The organism is Marinobacter salarius (genome assembly GCF_032922745.1).
Taxonomy (GTDB): Bacteria; Pseudomonadota; Gammaproteobacteria; order Pseudomonadales; family Oleiphilaceae; genus Marinobacter.
This window is the reverse complement of the sequence record NZ_CP136693.1, coordinates 3,880,996-3,906,441: the sequence shown is the minus strand read 5'-3', so window position 1 is coordinate 3,906,441 and position 25,446 is coordinate 3,880,996. Positions and strand designations below refer to the sequence as shown.

Here is a 25,446-nt window from a genome sequence, read left to right as displayed (position 1 = left end):
TGGTCTAAGATTGGTTTCAGGGCGTAAGTGTCCGCTCTTTGATGTTTTGAACTCAAAGCAATAAGATGTCGAGCTTGTAACGTTTGCATCCGAATATTGAATAGATTTACACCAACAGGAGGCTCAAAACGTGGGCGACGTTGTAAAAGACGAATACCAGACGGATTACGTCGCAGGCCAGGATAATATAAATCCGTTCGGCCTGGATCTGCACGCGCCAGTGTTTCCGATTACCGCAATTATTGTTGTTGCGTTTGTAATCGGGACGCTGATTTTCCCGGGGGAGGCAAAGGAACTCCTCGACGGCACCAAATGGTGGACCATCGCACAATTTGACTGGTTCTTCCTGCTCAGTGCCAACGTTTTTGTCGTTGTGTCTCTCGCCCTGATCTTCATGCCAGTCGGCAAAATCCGCATCGGCGGGATGGATGCCAAGCCGGAATTTTCGACGATGTCGTGGTTTGCCATGCTCTTTGCGGCAGGCATGGGTATCGGCCTAATGTTCTGGGCTGTCGCCGAGCCGGTTGCCTACTATACGGGCTGGTATGAGACACCGCTTGGTGTTGAAGCCAATACGGCCGAGGGCGCGAGGCTGGCCATGGGTGCAACCATGTATCACTGGGGCCTGCACCCCTGGGCAATCTACGCGATTGTGGCACTGTCTCTGGCGTTTTTCGCCTACAACAAAAACATGCCACTGACGATTCGCTCTGCGTTCTTTCCGCTGCTCCGCGACAAGGTTTGGGGCTGGCCCGGCCATATCATTGATATCCTGGCGGTAGTGGCAACCATTTTTGGTCTCGCGACTTCCCTTGGTTTTGGCGCTCAGCAGGCCGCCTCCGGCCTGGATTACCTGTTTGGTATTTCGTCCGGTATCAATGTGCAGATGGCGATCATTACCGGCGTGACGGCCGTAGCCCTGATTTCGGTGCTGCGTGGTCTCGACGGTGGTGTAAAGATTCTGAGTAACATCAACATGTCGCTGGCCGGCATTTTGTTGTTTTTCATCATCTTCGCCGGTCCGACCATGACCATCTTTGAAACCATCTGGGTAACCTCATCGAGTTACGTTGGTAACGCCCTGACACTGAGCAATCCGTTTGGTCGCGAAGACCAGGCCTGGTTCCACGGCTGGACAGTCTTCTACTGGGCCTGGTGGATTTCCTGGTCACCGTTCGTTGGTATGTTTATCGCCCGCGTGTCCAAGGGTCGTACGGTTCGTGAGTTCGTGACAGCGGTGCTGATCGTACCAACCGTTATTACCGTGGTCTGGATGAGCGCATTTGGTGGTTCCGCACTGGAGCAGATCCAGGACGGTGTTGGTGCTCTGGCTGAGAATGGCTTGACGGATGTGTCCCTGGCAATGTTCCAGATGTTCGCCAACCTGCCGTTGGTTGCCATCTCATCGTTCGTCGGTATCGTGCTGGTGCTGGTGTTCTTCGTGACATCTTCTGATTCCGGTTCGTTGGTCGTCGACAGCATTACCGCGGGTGGTAAAACCGACGCGCCGACAGCTCAGCGTGTGTTCTGGGTGGTAATGGAAGGTGCCATTGCCGCAGCACTGATTTTCGGTGGCGGTGAAGACGCACTGGGCGCTATCCAGGCGGCTGCCATTACGGCAGGACTGCCGTTTACAGCAGTATTGCTGGTCATGACCTGGGGGCTGCTGAAAGGTCTCACGCATGAGCGCAAACTGCTGATTGCCGAGGGCAAGCTCTGAGAAGTGTGAGAAAGTAAAAAAACCGGGGTTCGCCCCGGTTTTTTTGTGCCTGCTATTTGGAGGTCAGGTTTTGGACGCGAAGGTGTCCATGGCGAATGCGGCCCTTTCTTCCGGGGTGAAGTGCGTCCTTCGGAGCGCTTCGATTTCTCTAAGGCGGGGCAACAGCCCGCGACCATTGGCCATCTGGATGGCCAGGCCAGGGCGGGCGTTAAGCTCAAGCAGCAAAGGCCCTTCGTTTGCGTCCACGACCAGATCGACACCCATATATCCCAGCCCGGTTGCCTCGTAGCATCGTGACGCCATTACCAGCATTTCCTGCCAGTCATCAATCACCAGGTTTTCCAGGGCGAGGCCTGTGTCGGGGTGCAGGGTGATCGGCCGATTGAACTGTACCGCGTTCAGACTGTGCCCATTGGCGATATTGAGCCCAACACCAACGGCACCCTGGTGCAGGTTGGCCTTGCCATCCGAGGCAGTCGTAGCCAAACGGAGCATCGCCATTACAGGGTAACCCTGAAAAACGACGATGCGGATATCCGGCACGCCCTGGAAAGAATACCTGGCGAGTGATGGAATCGATTCCACCAGGTTCTCGACAATGGCGACATCGGGCGTGCCGGCAAGCGAGTAGAGCCCGGCAAGAATGTTGGACAGGTGTCGCTCAAGGTGACTCGAAGCTACCCGCGAGCCCGAGGCCTTGACGTAATCGTTATCGTCCCGGCCGGTAATCACGGTAATCCCTTTACCTCCGGAACCCTTGGCCGGTTTGATGGCAAAGCCGTCCAGGTCCTCTGCCATTTCCCGGAAATGGGAGATTTCGTGTTGCTGGCGAACGACCTGCAACAGCTTGGGCGTGCGAACATCGTATTCGGCAACCACCAGCTTGGTTTTCAGCTTGTTGTCAACCATCGGGTAGGACGAACGGCTATTGTACCGCGCAATGTAGTCCACATTACGCCGGTTCATGTTCAGCATGCCCAGTTGATTCAGCTTGAAGGGCGAAATCCAGCCCATCAGTTATACGCCTTCATCGGATAGAAACGACGGAGCTCAGTGAGCTTATAGCCTGTGTACTGTCCCATCAGCAGGATCAGCCCCAAAACCACGAAATGAAGTTCCGGGAAATTAAACGTCAGGTGGCTCGCCAGGGGCGCGCTCATGATCAGGAAGGCGCAGACTGCGACAAACAGGCTGCCGGCACCCTGAACAAACACTTCCCGGGCGCCTTCCTCTTCCCAGAGTATGGACATACGTTCTATCGTCCAGGCGATGATAACCATCGGGAAAAAGGTGACGGTCATACCCGTATTGAAGCCCATTTGATAACCCGCGATGCTGAGTCCGGCGGTGATAAAGATCACAAGAATGATGAGCGCGGAAATTCGCGAGACCAGCAACAGGTTAAGGCTCGATAGGTAGCCGCGCATAAGCAGGCCAATGGCCACCACGGAAATAAAGGCTATAAGCCCCGGAATCAGGGTCGTCTGAACGAATGCCACGGCGATCAGTATCGGCATGAACGTACCGGACGTTCGTATGCCGACGACAATACGCATAAAGGCTACGACAAGCGCCCCGAGAGGAAGTAACAGAAGCATTCTGAACATGCTTTGTTCTTCGATGGGGAGCTGGTAAAGGCTCAGAAAACCGAGACCATTTTCGCCGGATTGGGCCTGGGCCAGTTGTAGCGCCGGGATGGTTTGCCGAAGCATGGAAAAGCTAACGTCTGAATTGTCACCACCGACAATATCCAGCAAGGAGACAGCTGCCTGCCGCCATAGCAAGACGTGCTCCGGAAGCCCCTGTTCCGCTGTGCGAGGATTGAACGTCAGCCAACGGGAACCATCGTAGATCTGCAGGAACGGACGAAGTTGCTGGCGTCGCCTGGCATCTTCCAGAGCCAGGCCGTCTGCCGTCCGGGCGGGAATGCCGGCATGGTTGAGCATCCGGGTCAGCAGATCAATGTAGTTTGCTTCGGACACGAGTAGGGTGGTGTTCTGGGCGCCCTGGTCCGGTTGGAGCAGTTTAATTAGTTCCCGGGTCATGCTCTCGGGTGTGCTGGAGCGATCTGCTGCCTGTTGCAATAGCTCTTCCACAGCGGTCGCTTGAGGCTCTTCCCAGAAGACCGGTTCGGGCTTGGGCGGTCGTTTGGGCTGGCTGCCCAGGGCTCTGTCATCCGGGATCAGCTGGACCTTGAAGTAGAGCGTCTGGGGGCCGCTGACATCGCGTTTGGACCATTCAGCCCGGCGTTCACCGGAGTCATCCACGATGGAAAAGCCGTAACCTGGAGATGCAGCCTGCTCCGAAATGATGCGAAATTGTGGTGGTTGATCGGGAATGTTCAGGCTGGCGAGTACGGGTTCGCCTGTGCCGTCGAAGTCGACTCGGGCCTCCACCATCCAGACGGGTTTCTGCTCTCCGGTAAACCAGGGAATGCCCAATTCGACGTGCCGCCAAATGGCAATAGAAATCCCGGCTGCAATGAGAAGGAGGATGGCGAAGAAAAACGGGATGCGCGAGCGGCTACTCAAGGTTGATCCCCATTTTCTTCAGCTGGCAGTTTATCGGGCAGTTCGGTGGCGAACTCCTTGCCCACATCAATCAGCATGACGTCCCTCAAAATGTTGCGGCCAACCAGCACCGTATGCGAGAGGTGCTCTCTGTTGGTCAGTGTAAACTCAGCCTGTTGCCGATGGTTGCCGATCATGAACTGCAACTCTACAACCACACGGCGTTCTGATTCATCGGTGCTGGACTGGATAATCCTGACCCGGCGTGAGATTTCCCGTTCCAGCGTTACCATGTCTTCGGAGTCAGGTACCGGCACGTCAAACCTTACCCAGTTATTCCCATCCCGTTCAAACCGCGTGATGTTTCGGGCATCCAATGAAGAGGTTTCGGCCCCGCTGTCAATGCGAGCATCGTAAATCAGGCCGGGGCCAGCAAGGTAGAATTTCTCCAACTCTCCAACAACAACCTTGCCCTTGAGTCGGTCGGCCCTTCCATCGCTTTTGGAACCAGACTGCCCCGCTGTGCAGGCCTGCTGTTTGGGGGTGGGAGGGCAGGCGGGTTTTTCGACCTGTTCGGTGATGGCGTCGAGGATGGTTTTCGTGGATTCCTCATTCAGCCGGGTCAGCGCCTGGAAATTCTCATCCGTCCGGTTCTCAAGGCGAACGACCTGTTCACCCTGATTAATAACGGAGGTATTCAGCGCGTCAAGATCCTGCTTCGGCACCATAAAGTAACGATCCGCAGTGCAGCCGGTGATGAGTGATACCACAAGGCCGGCCGCGGCCAACTTTCCAAACTCTGAACGTATAGACAAGATCCGAAACCCCTGAATCCACGACTTTGATACTTTAATTACAGAGTGCTGCAAGGATAATTCGGGTGTGCTAGAACAGCCACTTGTAATCACAGGCCGGCAGTATACAACAACATAACTGTTGAGTCGGTTTACAGATCATTAACGGCGGGTATTATTTTTTCCCGGATGTCCGGGAAAGGAAGTGGTTTTGAGCAAGAACTTCTTCGGAACGAAGGTATTCCTGCACCACAGGGGAGCAGTTCAGGTAAAACAGCAGCAGTTCTCTCTGGACATCCTGATCCTGAATGCGGGAAGCGAAGTGAATCAGATCGCGGATGGATTCGTCCCCATTGTTCTGAAAGGTTCTGCCGTAGCGCCCCTTCAGGATGCCAGTCAGTCTTTCCAGGTGGAATTCCCCGGTGTGGGTCATATGGGGAAGAATGCGAAAACCACCGTGGCTGGCTTGAGCGCCAGGCCTGCGGTATTCACGGCCTTCCACGTCCGAACACCCGGAATGGGAGAATTCAGATCCCAATTTTCTCCATAGCTCTTTGAGCATGTTGAATTCCTGTCCTTTATACTGCTCCTGGACCTTGGCACCCGGCAGCAAACCAGCCATTCTGTCGGTAAACAGGCCATATTCACCGTTTTAGATGATATTACGTTCCGAGTCCAGAGCCGGATGCTTTGGGTCGGGAAATTTGCCAATCAGTCCACCAGAACCAGTGAATGGCAAACCTTTGACGTGAGTCCGAACAAAAAGGTTCCGCCAATACGGTAAACTGTTGTTTTATTGTAATGTTCGAGTCAATTATTAGAGGAGATCGGGGTGCCCGAGGCAATCATCGATGTAGTGGGGCGTAGGCCGGAGACCGCCACTTTGCTGATATTGGTGGTGGTAATGCTGTGTTTTCTGGTGTTCGCAGTGGTTAAGGGAAGTCGTGCCAGAACCGCACTCCGTGAGTTTGACTATGCACGGGCAATGGATGAACAGCGCTTCCATCAGCTTGAAGCTACGCTCGAAAACGGCAAAGCCGAGATTGAGCAAGCGGGCCTGGACACCGAACACTGGCGACAGCGAGCGGCAACATTGGAAAATCGGGTAGCCGGGCTGGAATCCGAGAGCAAGTCGCGACTGGCGCGTATTGAGCAATTGGAAGCAGAAAGACAGTCCCAGCAACAGCGAGCGGACGAACTCTCCCGCGAGCTCGGAGATGCACGCGTTTCCCTGCGTGAGCAGGAAGTAACGCTGGATAAGGAGCGCCGTGCGACTACAGAAAAACTGGAGTTGCTGGAACGCAACCGTGATGCGTTGAAACAGGAGTTCGAGAATCTCGCCAATCGTATTTTCGAGCAAAAAAGTGAACGCTTCAGCCAGCAGACCCGCACCAGTATCGATACCCTGCTGAATCCCTTCCGGGATCAGCTCCAGGATTTTCGCAAACGGGTTGAGGATGTCTATACCACCGAAACGCGGGATCGGCAGGCGTTGAGAAGTGAGATCAAGTCCCTGCAGGAGCTGAATCGCCAGATCACCGAAGAAGCCTCCAACCTCACGAAGGCGCTCAAAGGTGACAAGAAAATCCAGGGCAATTGGGGCGAGCTGATTCTGGAACGCGTCCTTGAGCGCTCAGGTTTGCGCAAGGGCATCGAATATGAAACCCAGGGCAGCTATCGCGATGAGGACAACCAGTTGCTGCGCCCGGATGTCATTGTCCACTTGCCGGACAGCCGAAATCTGGTGGTGGATTCAAAGGTATCCCTGGTGGCGTACCAGCAGTGGGCAACGGAAGAGGACGAGACTGCCAAGGACGAAGCTCTTCGCCAGCACGTTGAAGCGGTGCGTAATCATATTCGCGCCCTGAGCGAGAAAGATTACAGCCAGCTTCACGGCCTGCACTCACCAGACTTTGTGTTTCTTTTCATGCCCATTGAGCCGGCCTTTGTGGCTGCTTTTCAGCAGGACGAGAACCTATTCGCAGAAGCATTCGAGCGAAAGATTATTGTGGTTACACCAACGACATTGCTTGCGACCTTGCGAACCATTGAAAATATCTGGCGATACGAGCGTCAAAGCCAGAATGCGCGTAGGATTGCCGACCGTGCCAGTGCAGTGTATGACAAGCTGCGGGTGTTTGTAGAAGCGATGGAAAAGCTGGGAAGCCAGTTGCACACCGCGCAGGGGACTTACGATTCGGCGATGAACACGCTCACCCGTGGTCGCGGCAACCTTATCTCGCAAGCCAATCGCTTTGTAGAGCTGGGCGTTCGTGTTAAAAAAGAACTACCGAAAGCGATTATGGATCAAGCCGAAGTGGACGCCGAAGGTGTTGATGACACCGGCGATCCGGTCGAGCCCACGGTGGACGAAGATGCTCCCCGGGATAATCAGCAGGAGTAAACAAGATGGTGAAGATAACCCGAGTCGGGCGTCGTTCAGTCAGTGGTTTTATGTTGGCATCCCTACTGATGGCCGGTCAGGTTAGTGCCCTTGAGCCTGAACACGAGACCCGGCGATTAATGCTTGCCACTGAAGAGGCCGTTTCCTCAGAGAGCTGGGGTGAAGCGGGTGAGTACCTGAACCGTCTCCAGCAACTGGAGGGAGAGAAACCGGCGAACTATTTCTATTTTCGCGGCCGCGTGATGCTGGAATCTGACCATTACAACGAAGCGCAAGCTGCATTGGAGAAGTACGTCAGCCTTGCGGGCAGTGAAGGCGAGCACTACACCGACGCCCTTAAATTGATAACCAATGTTGAGAAAGCCCGTCAGCAAGAAGGGGCGAATAGCACGAACAACGGCGCGGGTGATCCGGACCCAGTGGCTATTATCGAGCCGGCAAGCGAGCAATCGCTAGGGAAGCTCCGGGAACTCTACCTGGTGGATTCGAACGCCGATGCGCTGGTAATTCACGCCAACACGCTCCTGGACGTTGCGGGTTGGCGCGAAGATCAGCGAATCGTAAGGCTGGACCGCCCTGCCGATGTGTCTTATCGGATTGACAGACGGAACGACATTATCAGTATTCAGGAATCCCGTCGTGAGTCCGGTGGTCGCGTTGTTAAAACGACTGAATCCATGGGCGTTTTTGGCGTCAATCCGCAGATTGAATGGAACTGCGAGAGTTCAACCGCCAGTTGCTGGATTTACGATCCACGAGATGGCTCGCGGTTGATGAAACTCAGCCCGGATCGCGAACGGGCCGAGGAGATAGCCCGTACCCTTGGCAGGCTGATTCGCACCATGCAGAGTCCCAGTTAATCCTGAAACTGACCCCGTTCGCCTTCGCGGTAAGCACCGGGCGTAACCCCTGTCCACTTCTTGAAGGCGCGGTGAAACGTTGAAGGTTCGGTGAAGCCGACCCGAAACGCAATGTCATTGATCGGCAGGTCCGGCCGGGACAGGTAATAGATGGCCATGTCCCGGCGTAGCAGGTCCTTGATCTCCTGAAAGGAGGTGTTTTCCTGCTTCAGCCGTCGGCGAAGGGTCTGGGGGCTGGTGTGAAGCTCTGTGGCTATCCATTCGAAATCGGGCAGGGAACGCGCAAAGTCCCGTCCAATCAGCGCGCGGATACGTCCGGTGAAGGTGTTGCTCTCGTCCGGGCGTGACAGCAGATCGGCCGGTGAGGTTTTCAGGAACTGTCGCATCTCCGGCTTGTCGCGTATCACCGGAGCCTGCAGAAAACGCTTGTCGAACGTCAGGGCCGTTTCGCCGGCGTCGAACGAGAGTGGGCAATGGAAGATGTGCCGGTATTCGTCGCCATGGGGTGGCCTCGGATAACTGAATTCCGCCTTAAGCAGCTCCACCGGTTGCCCAATTAACCAACTGCCTAGACGATGCCAGATGACCAGTATGCTTTCCTGGAAAAAATGCATCGGGTCGTGAATATCCCCTTCAATTACCGTTACCAGCCGGACAGCCCTGTCGTCCACTTCCAGTTTCATGGTGACCATGGGTTCGAACAGGCGGCAAAAATCAAACGCCTGGCGATAGACCGCCTCCAGACTGGGACAGTCAATGACCAGCGCGCACATGGTGGCGAACGTGCCGGTGCGGCAGCGTCGCGGGCCCAGACCCATAAACTCATCGTCCATTGCACTCCAGGTCGCCTGCATCAGCCGGCTGTATTGGGTGCTGCTCACCCGGGCCATCTCGATCCTCAGCAGGTCCGGTGAAATTCCGGCTTCGCGCAGCATTCTATGGGGATCAATCCCCGCTCTTTCGGCCCCAACCAATGCGGCTTCCACGAAGTGCCTGGAAACGGTGAGTTCCGACATATCATCCTTTATCCTTATTGAACGAAGCCCATCATAAAACCCCTTGGGTACAATGCAACCATCACCCTCGCGACGCACTGGAAGAAATGGTCAATTGGAATGATGGAACCGGCAGTTGGCCCCGCAGGGAAAACAGGGCAGCATCAGGGCTGTCCAAAATAGAGAAGGAGGTTTGCATGCCCGGCCCACTAAGTAACCTGAAGGTTCTGGATTTCAGTACACTGCTGCCTGGCCCCTACGCCACCATGCTGCTGGCGGATATGGGAGCGGACGTATTGCGGGTGGAGGCCCCTGGCCGTCTGGACCTGACCCGTGTAATGCCGCCGCTGGAAGACGGCGTCAGCACGTCCCATACCTTCCTGAACCGAGGTAAGCGATCCCTCGGTCTGGACCTAAAGAAAGAGGGCAGTGCAGACCAGGTCAAGCAGTTGGTGGCAGAGTACGACGTAGTGGTTGAACAGTTCCGCCCGGGTGTGATGGACCGGCTCGGGATTGGTTATGAAACCCTCAAAGCCATCAACCCCAATCTTATTTACTGCGCGATTACCGGCTACGGCCAGACTGGCCCCTACAAGGATCGGGCAGGGCACGATATCAACTACCTGTCACTCGCCGGCGTGGCCAGCCATTGTGGCCGTCGGGAAACGGGGCCGCCACCGATGGGTATCCAGATAGCCGATGTGGCCGGCGGCTCCCACCATGCCGTCATGGGGATCCTGGCGGCCGTAGTCCACCGTCAGCAAACGGGGGAGGGGCAGTTTATCGATATCAGCATGACCGACGCCGCCTTTGCCCTCAATACGATGGCCGGTGCAGCAGCCTTGGCTGGCGGGCAGGAACAGAAGCCTGAAGGCTCCATGCTCAACGGCGGCACCTTCTATGATTACTACCAGACCAGCGACAACCGGTGGCTGTCTGTGGGCAGCCTTGAGCCGCAGTTTTCCGATCAGCTATGCGATGCTTTGGGCATGCCTGACATGAAGAGCTTCGCCCTGAGCCAGAACCCGGAGGACCAACGGGCTATCCGAGAGGCGTTGAAAACCACCATTGCGCGGAAAACACTGGTGGAATGGCAAGACGTCTTTGCGGATGTTGATGCGTGCGTGGAGCCGGTGCTGACCATCTCAGAGGCAGCGGAGCACCCGCAAATGAAAGTGCGCGGCATGGTTGTTGAGGTAGCGAAAGGGGATGGGGATGGGGGTACCCAAAAGCAGATTGGCCACCCGATCAAATTCAGCGCAACACCCTGCGAAAGCCGTTATACCGGGCGATCACTTGGAGCTGACAACGGCGATTTCTGAGGCATCCGGGTGGCGGCCAAAACAGTCGATGGTTTTCAGCCCATCTTTCACTGAGCGAGCGATGGCCTGAAGAATCATGTCCCCGGCCTGGTGCCCGTAGGTATCATTGACCTCTTTGAAGTAGTCGATGTCCATAAGGCAAATGGAAAACGAGCCTGGCATTCGGCTGTAGCGATCAGACTCCTCGGAGATGACCTCGAACAGCCGGCGGCGATTGTAGACGCCGGTCAAGGCATCCACGTTCACCAGTTCCCGAATCTGCTCCATGGCTTCACCCAGTTCCAGGTTGCGTTGCCGCAGCTTGCCCCGAAGGCTGCTGATGAAGCCGCCAATAATCGTGATTTCTGCCATGACCAGGGCAAAGTCCCCCGTTTGCAGAATCTAGAGCTCACCACTTAGTACCTCCGGCCGGTATGTCCAAAGGCCAAAATGAAGCAGGCCATACAAAGCAAAAAACCATACCCCCACAATAACGAACTGGCGTGTTGTCAGCGCGAGGATGCCAAACAGCATGGGCACGACTGCGATCAGCAGGAAGATGGCCCGGGCTTGACCTGCCTCCAGGAAAGTCATTACCCAGATAGGGGGAAGCAGAGACACGATCATCTGTGCCGATGTCATGCTTGGATCATGGAACTTCAGGTTTCGACCGGCATGGATCAACCACCAGAAAGTGGCGTTGATCAGTGAGGCGAGTGCCAGAAATCCCAACGTTACGCCCAACGAAATCAGGCCCTGCGCCCAGCAGTATACGACGATGCTGAACGTGACCATGTAGGACTCGAAAGATATTCCGAGGCGCCGTGTGCGGAGTTGACAAGCTTCTGTCGGGGTGGGGGCTGTGTTGGTGCTTGTATGACTCATACGCTGTTTATTTTTGTGGTGGGATTGGCCGCTTTGAATTGGAGGCTTTCACTATAAAAAAGCCCCGGGATATGGATGTATCCCGGGGCTTTGCAATTATCAGATAATAACCTGAATTTAAGTGATTACGGGTTCTGTGGAGTTGGTTCGTTCTGCTTCACGAACATCTCGTTGTTAAACCCGATGGACCCGCCATCGTCCGCGAAGAACGAAATGATGTTGGTTGCCATATCCGCAAAAACGGCTTCTCCCGTCGTGTCTGTTGGCCGGATAATGGTGGTATGGGTTCCCGCGGTAAAGCGAACCACATTCGCGCCATCCGCAGCTACGGCGTTGCCTGTATCGGCATTGCCTGTGATGGTTGCAGCCTCCAGTTGCATGATCAGCGGCTCTGTGCCAGCCAGCGGCGCGGGAAGTGCCATGCCAAGTGGGGCAGTGTAGTCGCCGGCGTAGGCAACATCGGCCGCAACAGGAATAGTTTGATCCTGAGTGGCACGGTTGCTGCCGTCACCGTAGATTTCATTCAGGTAGACTTGCGTGCCACTTTCAACCAGGGAGCCAGCAAAGTTGTGCGGTTCTACGCTGTCCAGGGACGCCTGGGAAACGTTAAAGAACAGCTCCAGGTTGCTGGTTCCCTGAGTGAGCCCGGATTGGCCAAGGCCAGCGAGTACGCTCGCGCCGATTGAAGGCGAGTTCTCAAGCAGCTTGGCAATTCCTGCACCCGGAGTTACAAAGGCTGCAGCGGTGAACGGGACGATATTCCCATTACCGATGGTTGCTTCCTGGGCTGCACCGTTAACGAGTGTGACCAGGGAGGTTCCGAGAATGCCGCCGAGGGAGTGGCCGACGTAGTACACGTTGGAGCCGGAGCCATCAGGCTGAACGTTTACGTCAGTAGCAGCAGTCTCAAGATTCGTCGAGGGATTGCCATCACCATCAAAATTATCGAGATCGATAGCGTTGAGGTTTACAAGACTGGCATTGAGGTTGAGAAGATCCACTACACCCTGGCGATTGTTGTCGCGGGCCGCCGGCAGATTTGCCAGATTAAGGAAGAACTGTGCAGAAGAGCCTACTGCTTCCTCGACATTCGTGGAGTACTGCATGCGTGTAGGTGTCCCGCTTGCTGTTTGGCCCCAGCCGAAGTGTCTTTCATTCATGGGGAGAGGGCTTGCGGTGAAACTGCCGTCGCCTTGTTGAGAAACGTCCACGCTCAATGCAAGTGACGGATCCAGATCGCCAGTAGCTAGCTTCGGGGCAATACCATGAAGAGGCAGGTCAATCGCGACAGTTACGAAGCAACGGCTACCCAACTGGTTACCCAGCGCAAGGCTATGTGAGCGGTTGCCGAAAATACCGTGTTGGTAAATAACAACATCGTAGGGCTTGGCCATGTTACAGGTCACGCCGGTTGGTTGTCCGGGAACCTGAGCTGTCGGATCGGGAACCGATACCAGCATCGGTATGTTGACGGTGGTTCCACTTTCGGCCGCAAAAGGGTAGCGATAGGTGATCTTGTCTGATGGCGGAGTGTCGCCAGAGCCATCACCATCAATCAATGCACCAACCGTTGTTGATGCAGTCCAGGTAGAGTTCAGGTTGCTTGGATCAGTCTCAGTTGGCGCTTTGAGGTAGTACGGCAGTTCCAGGCTAGTCTGGAAGACGGATCCGGATTCCGGCAAGTCAAGTGCCGCAGATGGCGCCCGTGTAGCTTCAATAAAGGCAGTTCCGATAGTGCGAGGTTGGGGGTTGCTGAAGTCTGCACCTGCCCCCGAGAGGCCACTTTCAGTTCCAGCGGCCCGCTCTTTAAGTGTCGGAGAAGTGCTTTCTGCCTCGGCCTGAGCTTGACCAGCCACTTGCGCCAGGGTGCCATACTGTCGTGAAGCGTCCAGTTGCTCAAATGCGTCTGCATTAGCTGCGAGGTATTCGGCGATCGCTTGCTGACGAGTTGAAACAACGGAGTTCTTATAAAAGAACTGGGCAGGAGAGGTTGCGGCTTCAAGAACGTCTTCCGTGCCGCCCGTCGTAAAGGTAAGTGTCAGGGCCAGGTTATCCGCAGTTAGCGGCGGTAAGCCAACGGCTTCACGGCTGTTGTTTGTCAGCGCGTTAAAGTAGCCTGTAGCAAGACTCTCCCACCCGAGGATAGCGCCACGCACCGGCGCCAGGGCAGAATTGCCAATCGGTTGGTTGGGGTCGCCAAGATCCTGATAGGAGGGCGAGCCAACAATAGGATCACCTGTGTTGTCTTTGATTTCGTTCGTTACAACGACCAGATACTTTTTCTTCGGGTCGAGCGGGCGCAGGGGCGTTATGCGCAGAACATTGTCTGTGCCTCCGTCCAGCGAAACAACCTCGGCGCGGAATTCGTTATTGAAGTCGAAAACCGCGCCGGCGGTTTCTGGGCTGGGATTTTGTTGCGCTGCCAGGAAAGCGAGACCAAGATCGAAAGTCGGAGTTTCGCCCGGGAACGAGGTTCTTTCCGGTGCGGGAATTGCGCCATCATCAACCAGTTCATTAATCAGCTTGGTGTAGTGACTACCGTTATTCAAGAGCGAGTCACCGCCTGGAAAATCCAATGAGAGCAGGAACACGTTCTGTTGGGGGTTCGGCGCTGGCGCGCCACCTTCGCCTTGAATAACCGGCGTGAAATTCAGGGTGTCGGGATCAATCGAAGCGGACAACTTAATGTCGAACTGCGCGGTCGTAGAGGACCCGTCCATGAAATCCAGTGCGTTGGTGATCGGGTTTTCAGCCGAACCGTTCAGGGTGCCGTCAGCCCCTGCACCCTGCGCAAACTGAAGATCGCTCGGTACAGGCAGCTCACTGGTGAGTGGCTTGAAGACGGGCCAGGTTCTTCCCGTAAAATCGGGGTTACTGATCTTATAATCCGGATCCGCATTACTGGACCCGGAACCAGCGCTGTCAAAGCAGCCTGTCAGTCCAACGGAAGAAGCCACGGCAAGACTTATTAGAGTTTTCTTGAACATGGGTGGAACCTTTTCCTGTTGTTGTGTCGTTATGTTCGGCAGCTGACGGGGCCGGTCTGGTCCGGTAAACCCGTTGTCAGTGGCCTGGTTTGCTTAGCTGTTGTCTGAAATTCCGGCCAGCGCTCTGTGCCTGATTTCTGTAACTCTGACTATAGCGGCAGTAAAGCAACAGTTGATCGCTCTAAAGTGTGATTCTGATCATTGGGAGCCTACCCGCACGGTCGGAGTTCGGCTTCATTGAAAAATAGTTGGCCCCAGGACTTTTGTCGAGTCTCCCGGGGCAGGGGTAGCCAGCCTAGCTGAAGCTCGAAAAGTCCGGTTTCCGCTTTTCTGTGAAGGCCTTGATGGCTTCGGCATTCTCCGGGGACTTCAGGCGTTCTGCGAAGAGTTTACCCTCGCCCAGCATGGCGGCTTTCAGCTCATTGCCGCCCGATCGGTTCAGCAGTTCACGGGTGGCGCGGACGGCCGCCGGGGGCTGAGCTGCAAGCCGTGCGCAGGCTTCCAGAGCCGTAGTTTCAGTTTGTGACGGTTCGCACACCTGGTTGATCAGCCCCAGGCGCTGAGCATCTTCGGCTGTGAATGCGCCGCCCAGCATCAGCAGCTCCGCCGCGCGTACCCGGCCGAGCCAGGAGGGCAACAACAGGCTGGAGCCGCCTTCCGGGCATAGGCCGAGATTGGCAAAAGGCATCTGGAAGCGGGTGTTGTTGCCGGCAAACACCAAATCACAGTGCAGCAGCATGGTGGTACCAATGCCCACAGCCGGGCCATTCACGGAGGCTACGATCGGTTTGTTGCTGGTGGCCATCAGCAACAGGAACCGGCCTACAGGGGTGTCTTCAAACTCGCCAGGCAAGCCTGCGGAAAAATCGCCCAGATCGTTTCCGGCGGTGAAACATTCATCGCTCCCGGTGTACAGAATGCAGCGAATGTCGCTGTCGTCCCGGGCCTGTTCAATCGCATCGCCAAGGGCGGTGTACATATCGTGGGTGAGGGCGTTTTTGCGGTCCAGGCGGTTAATGCGGACGGTTAGAATGTGGTTCTTTTTTTCAGTTAGGACGAGGTCGGTCACGGTGTCTCCTGCTGTTTTTATGTCGAAGATATCAGCAATGTTACATTTTTTCGTGTCCGTTTAGGCAAGTTTGTCGTTGAAAACCTTCGCGCCGGGTTTGGTCCCTCGGTTTTGGATTTTCTGGTAAACTTCGCGCTTCCTTTATTAGACAAGTTTATAACCCCTACTAGACAAACCAGACCTGATGAGACGCCTATGACCACCGTAATCCGCCAGGACGACCTGATCGAGAGCGTAGCGGACGCGCTGCAGTTCATCTCCTATTACCATCCGAAAGACTTTATTCAGGCTGTGCACGAGGCCTACAAGAAGGAAGAGTCCCAGGCGGCCAAGGATGCCATGGCGCAGATTCTGATTAACTCCCGCATGTGTGCTCAGGGCAAGCGACCACTGTGCCAGGACACTGGCATCGTTACGGTGTTTGTGACGGTCGGTATGGATGTGCAATGGGATGCCGACATGGCGTTGGACGATATCATCAATGAGGGCGTTCGCCGGGCTTATATGCACCCGGACAATGTGCTGCGTGCCTCTATCCTGGCCGATCCGGACGGCAAGCGTACCAATACCAAGGACAACACACCTGCCATCATCCACTACAAAATTGTGCCGGGTAATACCGTGGATGTGCATGTGGCTGCGAAAGGCGGCGGTTCCGAGGCCAAGTCAAAATTCGCCATGCTGAATCCATCGGATTCCGTGGTGGATTGGGTGCTGAAAATGGTACCGCAGATGGGCGCTGGCTGGTGTCCGCCAGGCATGTTGGGCATTGGCGTTGGCGGCACCGCTGAAAAAGCAATGGAGTTGGCCAAGGAGTCGCTGCTGGACCCGATCGATATCCATGACCTGCAAGCCCGTGGTGCCTCCAACCGTTCCGAGGAGCTGCGCCTGGAACTGTTCGACAAGGTGAATGAGCTGGGTATTGGCGCCCAGGGCCTCGGCGGCCTGACCACGGTTCTGGATGTGAAAGTGAAAGACTACCCGACCCATGCCGCCAACAAGCCGGTGGCGATCATTCCCAACTGCGCGGCCACCCGTCACGCACACTTCGTTCTGGATGGCTCGGGCCCTTCACTGCAAACCCCGCCGAGCCTGGACGACTGGCCGGAAATTACCTGGGAAGTGGGCGACAGCGTTCGCCGCGTGAACCTGGATACGGTCACACCGGAAGACGTGAAAGACTGGAAACCGGGCGAAACCGTGCTGCTCTCCGGCAAGATGCTGACTGGCCGCGATGCTGCCCACAAGAAGATGGTGGACATGATCGAGCGCGGTGAAGAGCTGCCGGTGGATCTGAAGGGCCGCTTCATCTATTACGTCGGCCCGGTGGACCCGGTGCGCGAGGAAGTGGTTGGTCCCGCAGGCCCCACCACCGCCACCCGCATGGACAAGTTCACCCGTACCATGCTGGAGAAAACCGGCCTTACCGGCATGATCGGCAAAGCCGAGCGCGGCCAGGTGGCCATTGATGCCATCCGCGAGTTCGGTGCTGTCTACCTGATGGCGGTAGGTGGCTCTGCGTACCTGGTATCCAAGGCCATCAAACACGCGGAAGTGGTAGCCTTCGAAGAGCTGGGCATGGAAGCCATCTACGAGTTTGAGGTGGAAGACATGCCCGTTACGGTCGCGGTGGATTCCAAGGGCTCCTCTGTTCACCAGACCGGCCCCGCCGAATGGCACGAGAAGATCATCACCGCCAAGGCGGTGTGATTTTACATTTTAGTCGCCGCGCTGAGCAGGAGTCTGATCGTCATGGCCCTGCTCAGCGTAGAAAGCTCGTGAGCATGCGTTTTAACTCTCCGACTTCGTGTTCGCGACTTTTGTTCAGAAACTCGAAAATTTCTATTTCTGTCATTAATTTGTTTTGAATTAGCCGTTTATATAACTTTTTTGCCTTTTTGCTATCAGGAACATCGCTTAAATCGATTCTGGGGATATCGGGACAGTTTGACTCGTAATGCTCGAATAGATCCTTTTCAATGCTTTCGAACGGGATGCAAAAGGCTTGGCTTTCATTTCTGACATGCCTTCTATGCTTTTGATCACCGTCAAGGATCGATATAACGTTCTCCGAAGATGATAGGAAATGATCTTTTTTATTTCTCTTCATAAGGTCGGTAACGTTAGCTGATCCGCCAATATATATAATTTTATACTTGAAAAAGGGAGTTGGTTTGATCAAGCTTGCAATATGCTCAATATAGCTTTTAAGTACATCATCCTCTGTAAGAATATAGCGATCCCAGCCTCTGAACCCGAATAAAAGGCTTTTTATATAATTGTATGATTTCGGAGAGGATGTGATGTTTCCATTAGCTTCCGATACGAAATGGAGTTCTTCAGATCTTAGAGTTTTCATCAGTGCAAGCGAGTGTGTTGTGAAAATTATATTGACTCGCTGGCTTTGGCAGAACTCTCTTAGTTCATCGATTAAATTTACCTGCGCTGACGCATCTAGCGATAAATCGATTTCATCTATAACGATGCATTTTTTATTTTTCTCTATCGCCTTAAATAGATTGATTATGAAATATTCTCCGGAGCTTAAGTAATCTTCCCTTATGTAATAGTCATCCTCTAGGAGGATAAAATAATAATTATCACCCTTTATTCTCGCGCACTTTAGGTTTTTAAATCGATCGGATTGGTAAATGTTTCCTAAAAACTCTATTATCGTATGCGGCGTTTTGAAAGTTCTGGTGGCAATTTTTGAGCGAAGCTCATCATCTATGCTGGCGAGCTTCTGGAAGTGGTTAAATCTTTCTCCATGAGGAAGAGGTAGCTCGACGTAAATGCTATTTTTGATTTCTTTTGGTATCAGGTCCTTGGTATCCAAGAGTTTTATTTTTGGGTTGAATTTAAACTCGTAACTATTATTTCCAAATTTGTATGTGATTTCACTTTGCTGTGAAAATATATATGGAGAAGCTGTTCTCTTAAATGTATCCGCAGAGTATAAGTTTTTGAAGGCTCTAACTAGAGTGGTTTTTCCAGTGCTATTTTTACCAACCAAGCAGATCAGCTTGTTTTTGGAAAGATCTGCTGTGAAGTTTAAGGCTTTAATATGCTGAACATTTTTTATCTCTATGGATATATTCATGTTAGACCGACTTATGTAAGAACATATCTATCGTTGTGTTACCATATTTTTTTCTAAGCTTGTCTAAGTAGTGACTATCAATGGTGCTTATAAAGTTTAGGGTTCCAGATAGTTTCGAAATTGTGTGCTCAAAGTCGGGACCTGAATAGCTCTCTAGAGCTTTCCTGTCATTCAAGAAAAAGTGTAGTTTTATTTCTACATCTTCTTTGATTGAGTTGTCAACAGTTACATTTCCATTTGGCAGTATTAGTATGCCAAGTATCTTGACTCTGTTACCCTTGTGGTTGAATTTGGTTTTTGATTTGTTGATATTAATCCGGCCAGAGAAATATTTCGATAGTAAAATCTGAATTTTCTCTGACGCCTCTATTAACGAGCTTTTTCTATTTGAAGATAATATTATGTCATCTGAATAACGTGAGTAATGAATGCTGGAAGTTTCACAGTATTGATTGAGTTCGTTGTCAAAGTTAAATAGAACTGCGTTGCTTAAAACTGGAGAAGTTGAAAATCCGACCGGTAATTTTTCGTCAATCGTAATTAGATCTGAAATGTGGTCAATATAGTTTTCAATGTCTGAGACAGGCAGTTTTGTGGTGTTATCTTCTATAGTATTTTTTACATCGGATAAGCTTATGCTTTCGAAGAAGTTGGAAATGTCGGTCTGAAAAAAATTTGTGCTTTGTGAATGTTTTTCTATAGCACTAAGTATGTTTTTTCCTTTTCGATAAGAAAATACAACTTCTTCGTTGATTTCAAGAAACTCTAGTATCGTCTTATTGACGAATTTATGGAAATCCTTGAGTTTCTTGCTTGGGCTGGCTATTTTTTTATTTTTTAGCTCAATGAAGCCACATTCACCGGTTGTTGACGTAGAAAGGAAATGATTGAAGCTATATCTATCGTGAAAGGTCGATGTGAACGCTTCTTTTAATGGTCTCTTAGCGGGAGTTTTCATAAATTGTGGTCTAATTAGGCTGAGGAACTAAGTGCTTAACTTTGCGTGTATCGGAAAGAAGACCTAGAGGATAGAGAGCGTAATCAGGTTTGGGCGTGGGCGTCATCCCATGGTTTCCATGGTCCGAAATTACAGCCGACGCCGATGACTCAATGTGTGACAAAGAAATCAGAGCGGCGCCCAGTGTAACATTGCTCAAAGCGGCGTAGTGACTAGCTTAATGACTGGAGATACTCCTAGTCGCTAGTATGGTTAGAAAGTACCCAAATTCCTTTATGAAATCAAGTGGCAGATGGGTCTTGTTGGCGTAGGTTGCATATCAGGAAGAACAACTGATACTCAGGTGCTTCCCCCAGTCCGGGGGAGGCGCTGAGTATTGTTCGAATTCCGGCTGTTCATCGAACGGCTTCTTCAAGACCTTCAGCAACTCCTTCATCGGCTCGTAGTCGCCGTTCTGGGCTTCCAGGATCACCTGCTGGGCCAGATAGTTCCTCAGAATGTACTTCGGGTTCACCTTCCGCATCCGGTATTCCCGCTCGTCGTGGGCGCGGGTTTCGGACTGCAGGCGCTGTTCATACCGCTCGAGCCATCCATCCGCCACACTGCGGTCTACAAACAGGTCGCGGATCGGCGAAGAGCCTTTCGATGTGAGGTTGGATAGCCCCCGGAAAAACAGTGTGTAGTCCACATGGTGCTCGTGCAGCATGCTGAAGGTATCCATAATCAGGCCGAGGTCGGATTCGTCTTCCTGGGCCAGCCCCAACTTATCCCGCATGTTCTGCAGGAAGCGTTCGTTGTAGGCGAGCTCGTAACGCCGTAGTCCCCGCCTTACGTCGTCCTCGTTCATGATCGGAAGCAGCGCGTTCGCAAGGTACTGACAGTTCACAAACCCGGTATTGGGTTGGCGATTGTAGGCGTAGCGTCCGCCCTGGTCGGTATGATTGCAGATGTAACCGGCGTCGAAATCGTCCAGGAAGGCATAGGGGCCGTAGTCAAAGGTATCCCCGATAATCGACATGTTGTCGCTGTTCATCACCCCATGGCAGAACCCCACGGCCTGCCAGTCGGCAATCATCCGCGCCGTGCGCTCAACTACCTCGACATACCAGCGTTGATAGCGTTCGTCCTCCGGGAGGTTGATCAGGTGAGGGAAGTGCAGGGCAATCACATGCTCAATCAGCGTTTTCAGGGCCTGTTCGCCCTCATGATGCGCCGCAAACTCAAAATGCCCGAATCGGATGTGCGTCTGGGCCACCCGCACCAACGCTGCCGCCGTCTCAATCGACTCACGCCGCACCGGGTCTTTCGCGCTCACCATGAACAACGCCCGCGTGGTGGGAATTCCCAGCCCTGCCATCGCCTCGCTGCACAGGTACTCGCGGATCGTGGAACGCAGCACCGCCTTGCCATCCCCGAACCGGGAATAGGGCGTCATCCCAGCCCCTTTCAGGTGCCAGTCCCAACGTCGACCGTCAGGCCCCGTCGTCTCCCAAAGTAGCAGTCCGCGGCCATCGCCTAGGTCTGGGTTATACATCCCGAACTGATGCCCCGTGTACTTCATTGCTACCGGGTCCATCCCTTCCAGCAATTCCGTCCCTGCACCGATGCCGGTCCAGTCCTCGGGGTTCTCAGCGTGAAAACCCATCTCCCTGGCCAGATCGTGGTTAAAACACACCATCCGCGCATCCTTTAGCGGCGTTGGCTGCACCCGGGTATAAAAGCTGTCCGGTAGCTCAAGATAACGATGTTCGACTTTAAAATGATTGCTGCTCATAGCATCAGTGTCCCAGATAACCCCAATCGCTCACAAACCACATAACCATCGCCCATTACTCCAATTGGTACAAAAACTGCAAAACTCAACACCAACCAACAGGGAGACCGCTATTCCGGCCTTCGACAAGCCCCGGAACGGTTGCATGGTGCGTGCGCCCTTGATGGAGAGCGTATTGACATGGCGCACCCCGCAGGAGCACAAGTGACAGGGTCGCTCTCTGGTCGCACCAAAACAGGGCGAACTCAAAGAAAAGGTCGAAAACGAATCACGCTTCATGAGTAATGAGGACATTGCCATGCCTAAACCCCGACTGCTCCTGTTTTCTGATCTGGATGGCACGCTTCTGGACCACGACAGTTACGGCTGGTCACCCGCGAAACCAGCGCTTCAGCGGTTGGCGGCGTCGAATATTCCGGTGGTGCTCAATTCCAGTAAAACCGCTGGAGAGATACGGGCCGTGCGGGAGCAACTGGGAAACACGGCGCCTTTCATTGTTGAAAATGGTGCCGCCGTCATTATCCCCGCGAACTGTTTTGGACCGGGCCCCGAGCAAGTGCGGAGTTTTGGGGCATCCCGGGGCGAGGTGTTGGCATTGCTGGCGGAATGCCGGGCTGAGGGTTTTCAGTTCCGCAGTTTTGCGGATATGAGCCCGGCGGAGTTGGCTGGGCATGCCAATCTCTCTGAACCGGAAGCAGAACTGGCGAAAGACCGCGCCGGCACAGAGCCGCTGCTGTGGGAAGGAGACGAGGATTCGCTGGCCAGATTTCGCGAGAAACTGGATGAACACGACTGCCGCCTGGTGCAGGGCGGGCGCTTTCTCCATGCCATGGGTACCTTCGACAAAGCCGATGGGGTCCGGTTTTTGCTGGGCAAATACAGGGAACACTTTATACCGGATCAGTTGGTTGTCATTGCACTGGGCGACAGCCCCAACGACCAACACATGTTGGAGGAAGCGGATATCGCGGTTGTCGTACGGGGCGCTCACTCCGAAAGCGTATCCCTGCCATCACAGAGCCGGGCGATACGGTCCATCAAGGCCGGCCCGGCGGGGTGGAACGAATGCGTGCTGAATCTGCTGATTGAGTACGGTTACTGAAACCGGGTATTAACCACAGGAGAGCCGCCATGGGCGACTTTTACCAGAACGGCATCATCACAACCCTTCATAACCTGTGCCGACGGCCGGTGGAAGAGCTGGAGCAGGAACTCATGGAGTTCCGCAAAGAGCGACCGATGTCGCTGGTGCTGCCATCCCTGTACTCTGAGCTGGAAGGTCCGGCCCTCAAGAATATTGTGAAAGAACTCGCCAAGGTGCCGTACCTTGAGCAGATCGTCATCGGCCTGGACCGTGCCAACGAGCAGGAATACCGTCACGCCCTGGCGTATTTCTCCGAACTGCCCCAGCATGTGCGCGTGCTCTGGAATGATGGCCCCCGACTGAAGGCGCTGGATATGCAGCTGCGGGAACAAAACCTGGCGCCTACGGAAATGGGCAAGGGGCGGAACGTCTGGTACTGCTTTGGTTATGTTCTTGCCGCGGGGAACAGTAAGTCCGTTGCTCTTCACGACTGTGACATCCTGACTTATTCCCGTGACTTGGTGGCAAGGCTGATCTACCCGGTGGCCAATCCCGGTTTCAATTACATGTTCTGCAAGGGCTATTACGCCCGGGTAGCGGATGGAACAATGAATGGCCGTGTCAGCCGGCTGCTGGTCACACCGCTGATCCGCGCGCTGAAGAAGGTCTGCGGCCCCAGCGATTTCCTGGACTATCTCGACAGCTACCGGTATCCCCTGGCGGGGGAGTTCTCGTTCCGGACCGATGTCATCAACGACCTGCGCATTCCCAGCGACTGGGGGCTGGAAGTGGGCGTGCTTTCTGAAATGAAGCGCAACTACGCCACCAATCGCCTTTGCCAGGTAGACATCGCTGACACCTACGATCACAAGCATCAGGAGTTATCGCCGGAAGACGCCAGCCGCGGCCTGTCCAAAATGAGCACGGACATCAGCAAGGCCTTGTTCCGCAAGCTGGCCACCAATGGCGAAATCTTCTCCAACGAAAAGTTCCGCACCATCAAGGCGGCCTATTTCCGCATTGCCCTGGACTTTGTCGAAACCTATCAGAGCGATGCGGTGATTAACGGACTGAGCTTTGACCGGCACAAGGAAGAGAAAGCGGTGGAGTTGTTTGCCCAGAATGTCATGCGGGCAGGGGCCTACTTTCTGGACAACCCCATGGACACACCGTTTATTCCGAGCTGGAATCGCGTCACCAGTGCCATTCCGGATATCAAGCAGCAGCTTCTCGAGGCTGTGGAGCTGGACAACGAGGAGTATCGGTAGCATGAGCAATACCCTGCATCACAAGCTCTCCACGATGCTGGATGTGGTTTACCCGGCAATCGATACGGGCTTCCTTGCAGATCAGCTGCTCGCAACCATGGGGTTGGCAGCGTTGACCCCGGCGCCCCCGGCCCACCAGAACAATTGGGACGAAGCCGATGTCATGCTGATCACTTATGCGGACACCGTCCAACGCAAGGGTGAGAAGCCACTTCGGACCCTGAACCAGTTTCTCGACGACTGCCTGAAAGACACTGTATCCGCCGTGCATATCTTGCCGTTTTTCCCCTACAGCTCGGACGACGGCTTTTCCGTAATGGATTATCTGGCGGTCAATGAATCCCATGGCGATTGGGCGGACATCGAGCGAATAGCTGACGACTACAAACTGATGGCGGACCTGGTGATCAATCACATGTCCGCCCGCAGTCGATGGTTCGAGAATTTCAGAAAACGGATTGATCCGGGTAAGGATTACTTCTTCGAGGCCAGACCGTCGGACGATTTGAGCGCTGTGGTCCGGCCCCGCACATCCCCTTTGCTTAACGCTGTACAGACAGAGGATGGCGAACGTTACGTCTGGTGTACTTTCAGTGAAGATCAGGTGGACCTGAATTTTGCAAACCCCCAGGTGCTGAATGAGTTCGTGGGCATCATCCGCTACTATCTCGAGCGGGGCGTGACCATTTTCCGACTCGACGCGGTGGCTTTTCTATGGAAAGAGGTTGGTACGCCGTCCATTCACCTGCAGCAAACCCACGAACTGATCAAGGTTCTGCGCCTGTTGATCGAACACCACACCCCCGAGAGCGTTGTCATTACGGAAACCAACGTTCCCAACCGCGAGAATCTGACCTACTTCGGCAACGCCAACGAAGCCCATGTGATCTACAACTTTTCACTGCCGCCGTTGCTGATCAACACGCTGGTCACCGGCAACTGCCGCCATCTGAAAACCTGGCTGATGAGCATGCCGCCGGCGCAGATGGGCACCACCTACCTTAACTTCATTGCCTCCCATGACGGTGTTGGCCTGCGCCCAACGGACGGCCTGTTGACGGAAGAAGAAAAGCTACGGCTGATCAACACCATGGAATCCTTCGGCGGTAAAGTCTCCTATCGGCGCACGCCGGATGGCCAGGATCAGCCCTATGAAATGAACGTGGCACTGTTTGACGCCTTAAAGGGAACAGCGGAGAAAGGTGCTGACCATTGGCAGTTGCACCGCTTTATCTGCGCTCATACCGTTATGCTGGCCCTGGAAGGGATTCCTGCGTTCTACATCCACAGCCTGCTGGGCACTGAGAACGACCATGAGCGGGTGGAGAACACCGGTCGCTTGCGTTCCATTAACCGTGGGCAGTGGAACCTGGACACTTTGGAAGCTGAGCTGGCGGATCCGCTGGGCCATCACCATAAAGTGTTCGCCGAGCTCAAGCGGCTGATTGCCATTCGCCGCAAGCAGCCAGCATTCCACCCCAATGCCACCCAGTTCACCCTGCACCTCGGCTTGCAGCTGTTCGGCTTCTGGCGCCAGAGTATGCGTCGTGACCAGTCGATCTTCTGCATTCACAACATCACCGATGAGGTCCAGCAGGTGTCTCTTGGAGACATTAACCTGATAGGAACCGACCAGTGGCAGGACCTGATCTCCGGCCTGAAGATTGACGATCTGTCTGGCAGCCTGACTCTCAAGCCCTATCAAAGTGTGTGGTTGTCGAACCGGGAATGATGGCA

The 25,446-nt window shown here is 54.1% G+C and carries 20 protein-coding genes; 8 read left to right on the top strand and 12 right to left on the bottom strand.

Features of this window, described 5'->3' with window-relative positions:
• The first annotated feature begins 130 nt into the window (after nt 1-130).
• On the top strand, nt 131-1,720 hold the full coding sequence (locus R1T46_RS18200; RefSeq protein WP_317306467.1) for a BCCT family transporter: 1,590 nt from the start codon (nt 131-133) through the stop codon (nt 1,718-1,720).
• Nucleotides 1,721-1,783: 63 nt separating this feature from the next.
• Here the strand turns inward: R1T46_RS18200 and R1T46_RS18195 are convergent, their stop codons facing one another.
• The 4 genes from R1T46_RS18195 to R1T46_RS18180 form a co-directional block, all read right to left on the bottom strand.
• The gene (locus tag R1T46_RS18195) at nt 1,784-2,734 is read right to left on the bottom strand and encodes an alpha-L-glutamate ligase-like protein (RefSeq protein WP_317306466.1); all 951 of its coding nucleotides are present in this window, start codon (nt 2,732-2,734) and stop codon (nt 1,784-1,786) included.
• Entirely contained in the window at nt 2,734-4,251 is a 1,518-nt protein-coding gene (locus R1T46_RS18190; RefSeq protein ID WP_317306465.1) for an inactive transglutaminase family protein, read from the bottom strand. Before R1T46_RS18190 ends, R1T46_RS18195 begins: the two co-directional genes overlap by 1 nt.
• Nucleotides 4,248-5,045 carry an ATP-dependent zinc protease gene (locus R1T46_RS18185; protein ID WP_126810392.1) on the bottom strand — a complete coding sequence of 266 codons (798 nt, stop codon included), beginning with the start codon at nt 5,043-5,045 and terminating at the stop codon, nt 4,248-4,250. The genes R1T46_RS18190 and R1T46_RS18185 overlap by 4 nt, the downstream gene beginning before the upstream one ends.
• Before the next feature lie 154 nt (nt 5,046-5,199).
• Entirely contained in the window at nt 5,200-5,586 is a 387-nt protein-coding gene (locus tag R1T46_RS18180; protein ID WP_036206881.1) for a hypothetical protein, read from the bottom strand.
• A 270-nt stretch (nt 5,587-5,856) separates the two neighbouring features.
• On the opposite strand from R1T46_RS18180, the gene rmuC reads away from it, so the two are divergent.
• Nucleotides 5,857-7,428, top strand: a complete 1,572-nt coding sequence (gene rmuC / locus R1T46_RS18175; RefSeq protein WP_407070136.1) for a DNA recombination protein RmuC — start codon at nt 5,857-5,859, stop codon at nt 7,426-7,428.
• Between the two features lie 5 nt (nt 7,429-7,433).
• A complete protein-coding gene (locus R1T46_RS18170) occupies nt 7,434-8,288 on the top strand; it encodes a hypothetical protein (protein ID WP_317306464.1) in 855 nt (284 codons plus the stop codon).
• Here the strand turns inward: R1T46_RS18170 and R1T46_RS18165 are convergent.
• Entirely contained in the window at nt 8,285-9,304 is a 1,020-nt protein-coding gene (locus R1T46_RS18165) for an AraC family transcriptional regulator (protein ID WP_317306463.1), read from the bottom strand. The genes R1T46_RS18170 and R1T46_RS18165 overlap by 4 nt on opposite strands.
• A gap of 176 nt (nt 9,305-9,480) precedes the next feature.
• Between R1T46_RS18165 and R1T46_RS18160 the strand changes: the two genes are divergently transcribed.
• Nucleotides 9,481-10,605, top strand: coding sequence for a CaiB/BaiF CoA-transferase family protein (locus tag R1T46_RS18160; RefSeq protein WP_317306462.1), 1,125 nt, complete (start codon nt 9,481-9,483; stop codon nt 10,603-10,605).
• On the opposite strand, the gene R1T46_RS18155 is transcribed toward R1T46_RS18160, so the two are convergent.
• From R1T46_RS18155 to R1T46_RS18140, 4 genes are all read right to left on the bottom strand, one after another.
• Nucleotides 10,576-10,956, bottom strand: a complete 381-nt coding sequence (locus tag R1T46_RS18155) for a GGDEF domain-containing protein (RefSeq protein WP_317306461.1) — start codon at nt 10,954-10,956, stop codon at nt 10,576-10,578. The genes R1T46_RS18160 and R1T46_RS18155 overlap by 30 nt on opposite strands.
• Nucleotides 10,957-10,986: 30 nt before the next feature.
• Nucleotides 10,987-11,379 carry a hypothetical protein gene (locus R1T46_RS18150; protein ID WP_317306460.1) on the bottom strand — a complete coding sequence of 131 codons (393 nt, stop codon included), beginning with the start codon at nt 11,377-11,379 and terminating at the stop codon, nt 10,987-10,989.
• Nucleotides 11,380-11,594: 215 nt separating this feature from the next.
• On the bottom strand, nt 11,595-14,456 hold the full coding sequence (locus tag R1T46_RS18145; RefSeq protein ID WP_317306458.1) for a hypothetical protein: 2,862 nt from the start codon (nt 14,454-14,456) through the stop codon (nt 11,595-11,597).
• Between the two features lie 295 nt (nt 14,457-14,751).
• Nucleotides 14,752-15,525, bottom strand: coding sequence for an enoyl-CoA hydratase (locus R1T46_RS18140; RefSeq protein WP_317306457.1), 774 nt, complete (start codon nt 15,523-15,525; stop codon nt 14,752-14,754).
• A 195-nt stretch (nt 15,526-15,720) separates the two neighbouring features.
• Here R1T46_RS18140 and R1T46_RS18135 point away from each other — a divergent pair, with 195 nt between their 5' ends.
• Nucleotides 15,721-17,235, top strand: coding sequence for a fumarate hydratase (locus tag R1T46_RS18135; RefSeq protein ID WP_036206052.1), 1,515 nt, complete (start codon nt 15,721-15,723; stop codon nt 17,233-17,235).
• Between the two features lie 52 nt (nt 17,236-17,287).
• Here R1T46_RS18135 and R1T46_RS18130 read toward each other — a convergent pair whose 3' ends face one another.
• The 3 genes from R1T46_RS18130 to R1T46_RS18120 form a co-directional block, all read right to left on the bottom strand.
• The gene (locus tag R1T46_RS18130) at nt 17,288-18,625 is read right to left on the bottom strand and encodes an AAA family ATPase (RefSeq protein WP_317306456.1); all 1,338 of its coding nucleotides are present in this window, start codon (nt 18,623-18,625) and stop codon (nt 17,288-17,290) included.
• A gap of 1 nt (nt 18,626) precedes the next feature.
• Entirely contained in the window at nt 18,627-19,583 is a 957-nt protein-coding gene (locus R1T46_RS18125; RefSeq protein WP_317306455.1) for a reverse transcriptase domain-containing protein, read from the bottom strand.
• 319 nt (nt 19,584-19,902) lie between these two features.
• A complete protein-coding gene (locus R1T46_RS18120) occupies nt 19,903-21,357 on the bottom strand; it encodes a protein adenylyltransferase SelO (protein ID WP_317306454.1) in 1,455 nt (484 codons plus the stop codon).
• A 298-nt stretch (nt 21,358-21,655) separates the two neighbouring features.
• Between R1T46_RS18120 and R1T46_RS18115 the strand changes: the two genes are divergently transcribed.
• The 3 genes from R1T46_RS18115 to R1T46_RS18105 are packed head-to-tail and all read left to right on the top strand — an operon-like array spanning nt 21,656 to nt 25,441.
• Nucleotides 21,656-22,459 (top strand): HAD-IIB family hydrolase, encoded by an 804-nt coding sequence (locus R1T46_RS18115; RefSeq protein WP_317306453.1) that lies wholly within the window; start codon nt 21,656-21,658, stop codon nt 22,457-22,459.
• A 29-nt stretch (nt 22,460-22,488) separates the two neighbouring features.
• Nucleotides 22,489-23,709 (top strand): glycosyl transferase, encoded by a 1,221-nt coding sequence (locus R1T46_RS18110; protein ID WP_317306452.1) that lies wholly within the window; start codon nt 22,489-22,491, stop codon nt 23,707-23,709.
• 1 nt (nt 23,710) lies between these two features.
• Complete coding sequence (locus R1T46_RS18105; protein ID WP_317306451.1) at nt 23,711-25,441, top strand: sugar phosphorylase; 1,731 nt, start codon at nt 23,711-23,713, stop codon at nt 25,439-25,441.
• The last annotated feature ends 5 nt before the right edge of the window (nt 25,442-25,446 follow it).

What these genes read in the sequence shown, in the direction of transcription:
- R1T46_RS18145 (WP_317306458.1), bottom strand. Translation starts at nt 14,456, where the DNA reads ATGTTCAAGAAAACTCTAATAAGTCTTGCCGTGGCTTCTTCCGTTGGA.
- R1T46_RS18135 (WP_036206052.1), top strand. Translation starts at nt 15,721, where the DNA reads ATGACCACCGTAATCCGCCAGGACGACCTGATCGAGAGCGTAGCGGAC.
- R1T46_RS18125 (WP_317306455.1), bottom strand. Translation starts at nt 19,583, where the DNA reads ATGAAAACTCCCGCTAAGAGACCATTAAAAGAAGCGTTCACATCGACC.
- R1T46_RS18130 (WP_317306456.1), bottom strand. Translation starts at nt 18,625, where the DNA reads ATGAATATATCCATAGAGATAAAAAATGTTCAGCATATTAAAGCCTTA.
- R1T46_RS18195 (WP_317306466.1), bottom strand. Translation starts at nt 2,734, where the DNA reads ATGGGCTGGATTTCGCCCTTCAAGCTGAATCAACTGGGCATGCTGAAC.
- R1T46_RS18160 (WP_317306462.1), top strand. Translation starts at nt 9,481, where the DNA reads ATGCCCGGCCCACTAAGTAACCTGAAGGTTCTGGATTTCAGTACACTG.
- R1T46_RS18170 (WP_317306464.1), top strand. Translation starts at nt 7,434, where the DNA reads ATGGTGAAGATAACCCGAGTCGGGCGTCGTTCAGTCAGTGGTTTTATG.
- R1T46_RS18150 (WP_317306460.1), bottom strand. Translation starts at nt 11,379, where the DNA reads ATGGTCACGTTCAGCATCGTCGTATACTGCTGGGCGCAGGGCCTGATT.
- R1T46_RS18155 (WP_317306461.1), bottom strand. Translation starts at nt 10,956, where the DNA reads ATGGCAGAAATCACGATTATTGGCGGCTTCATCAGCAGCCTTCGGGGC.
- R1T46_RS18120 (WP_317306454.1), bottom strand. Translation starts at nt 21,357, where the DNA reads ATGAGCAGCAATCATTTTAAAGTCGAACATCGTTATCTTGAGCTACCG.
- R1T46_RS18105 (WP_317306451.1), top strand. Translation starts at nt 23,711, where the DNA reads ATGAGCAATACCCTGCATCACAAGCTCTCCACGATGCTGGATGTGGTT.
- R1T46_RS18165 (WP_317306463.1), bottom strand. Translation starts at nt 9,304, where the DNA reads ATGTCGGAACTCACCGTTTCCAGGCACTTCGTGGAAGCCGCATTGGTT.
- R1T46_RS18110 (WP_317306452.1), top strand. Translation starts at nt 22,489, where the DNA reads ATGGGCGACTTTTACCAGAACGGCATCATCACAACCCTTCATAACCTG.
- R1T46_RS18115 (WP_317306453.1), top strand. Translation starts at nt 21,656, where the DNA reads ATGCCTAAACCCCGACTGCTCCTGTTTTCTGATCTGGATGGCACGCTT.
- R1T46_RS18180 (WP_036206881.1), bottom strand. Translation starts at nt 5,586, where the DNA reads ATGCTCAAAGAGCTATGGAGAAAATTGGGATCTGAATTCTCCCATTCC.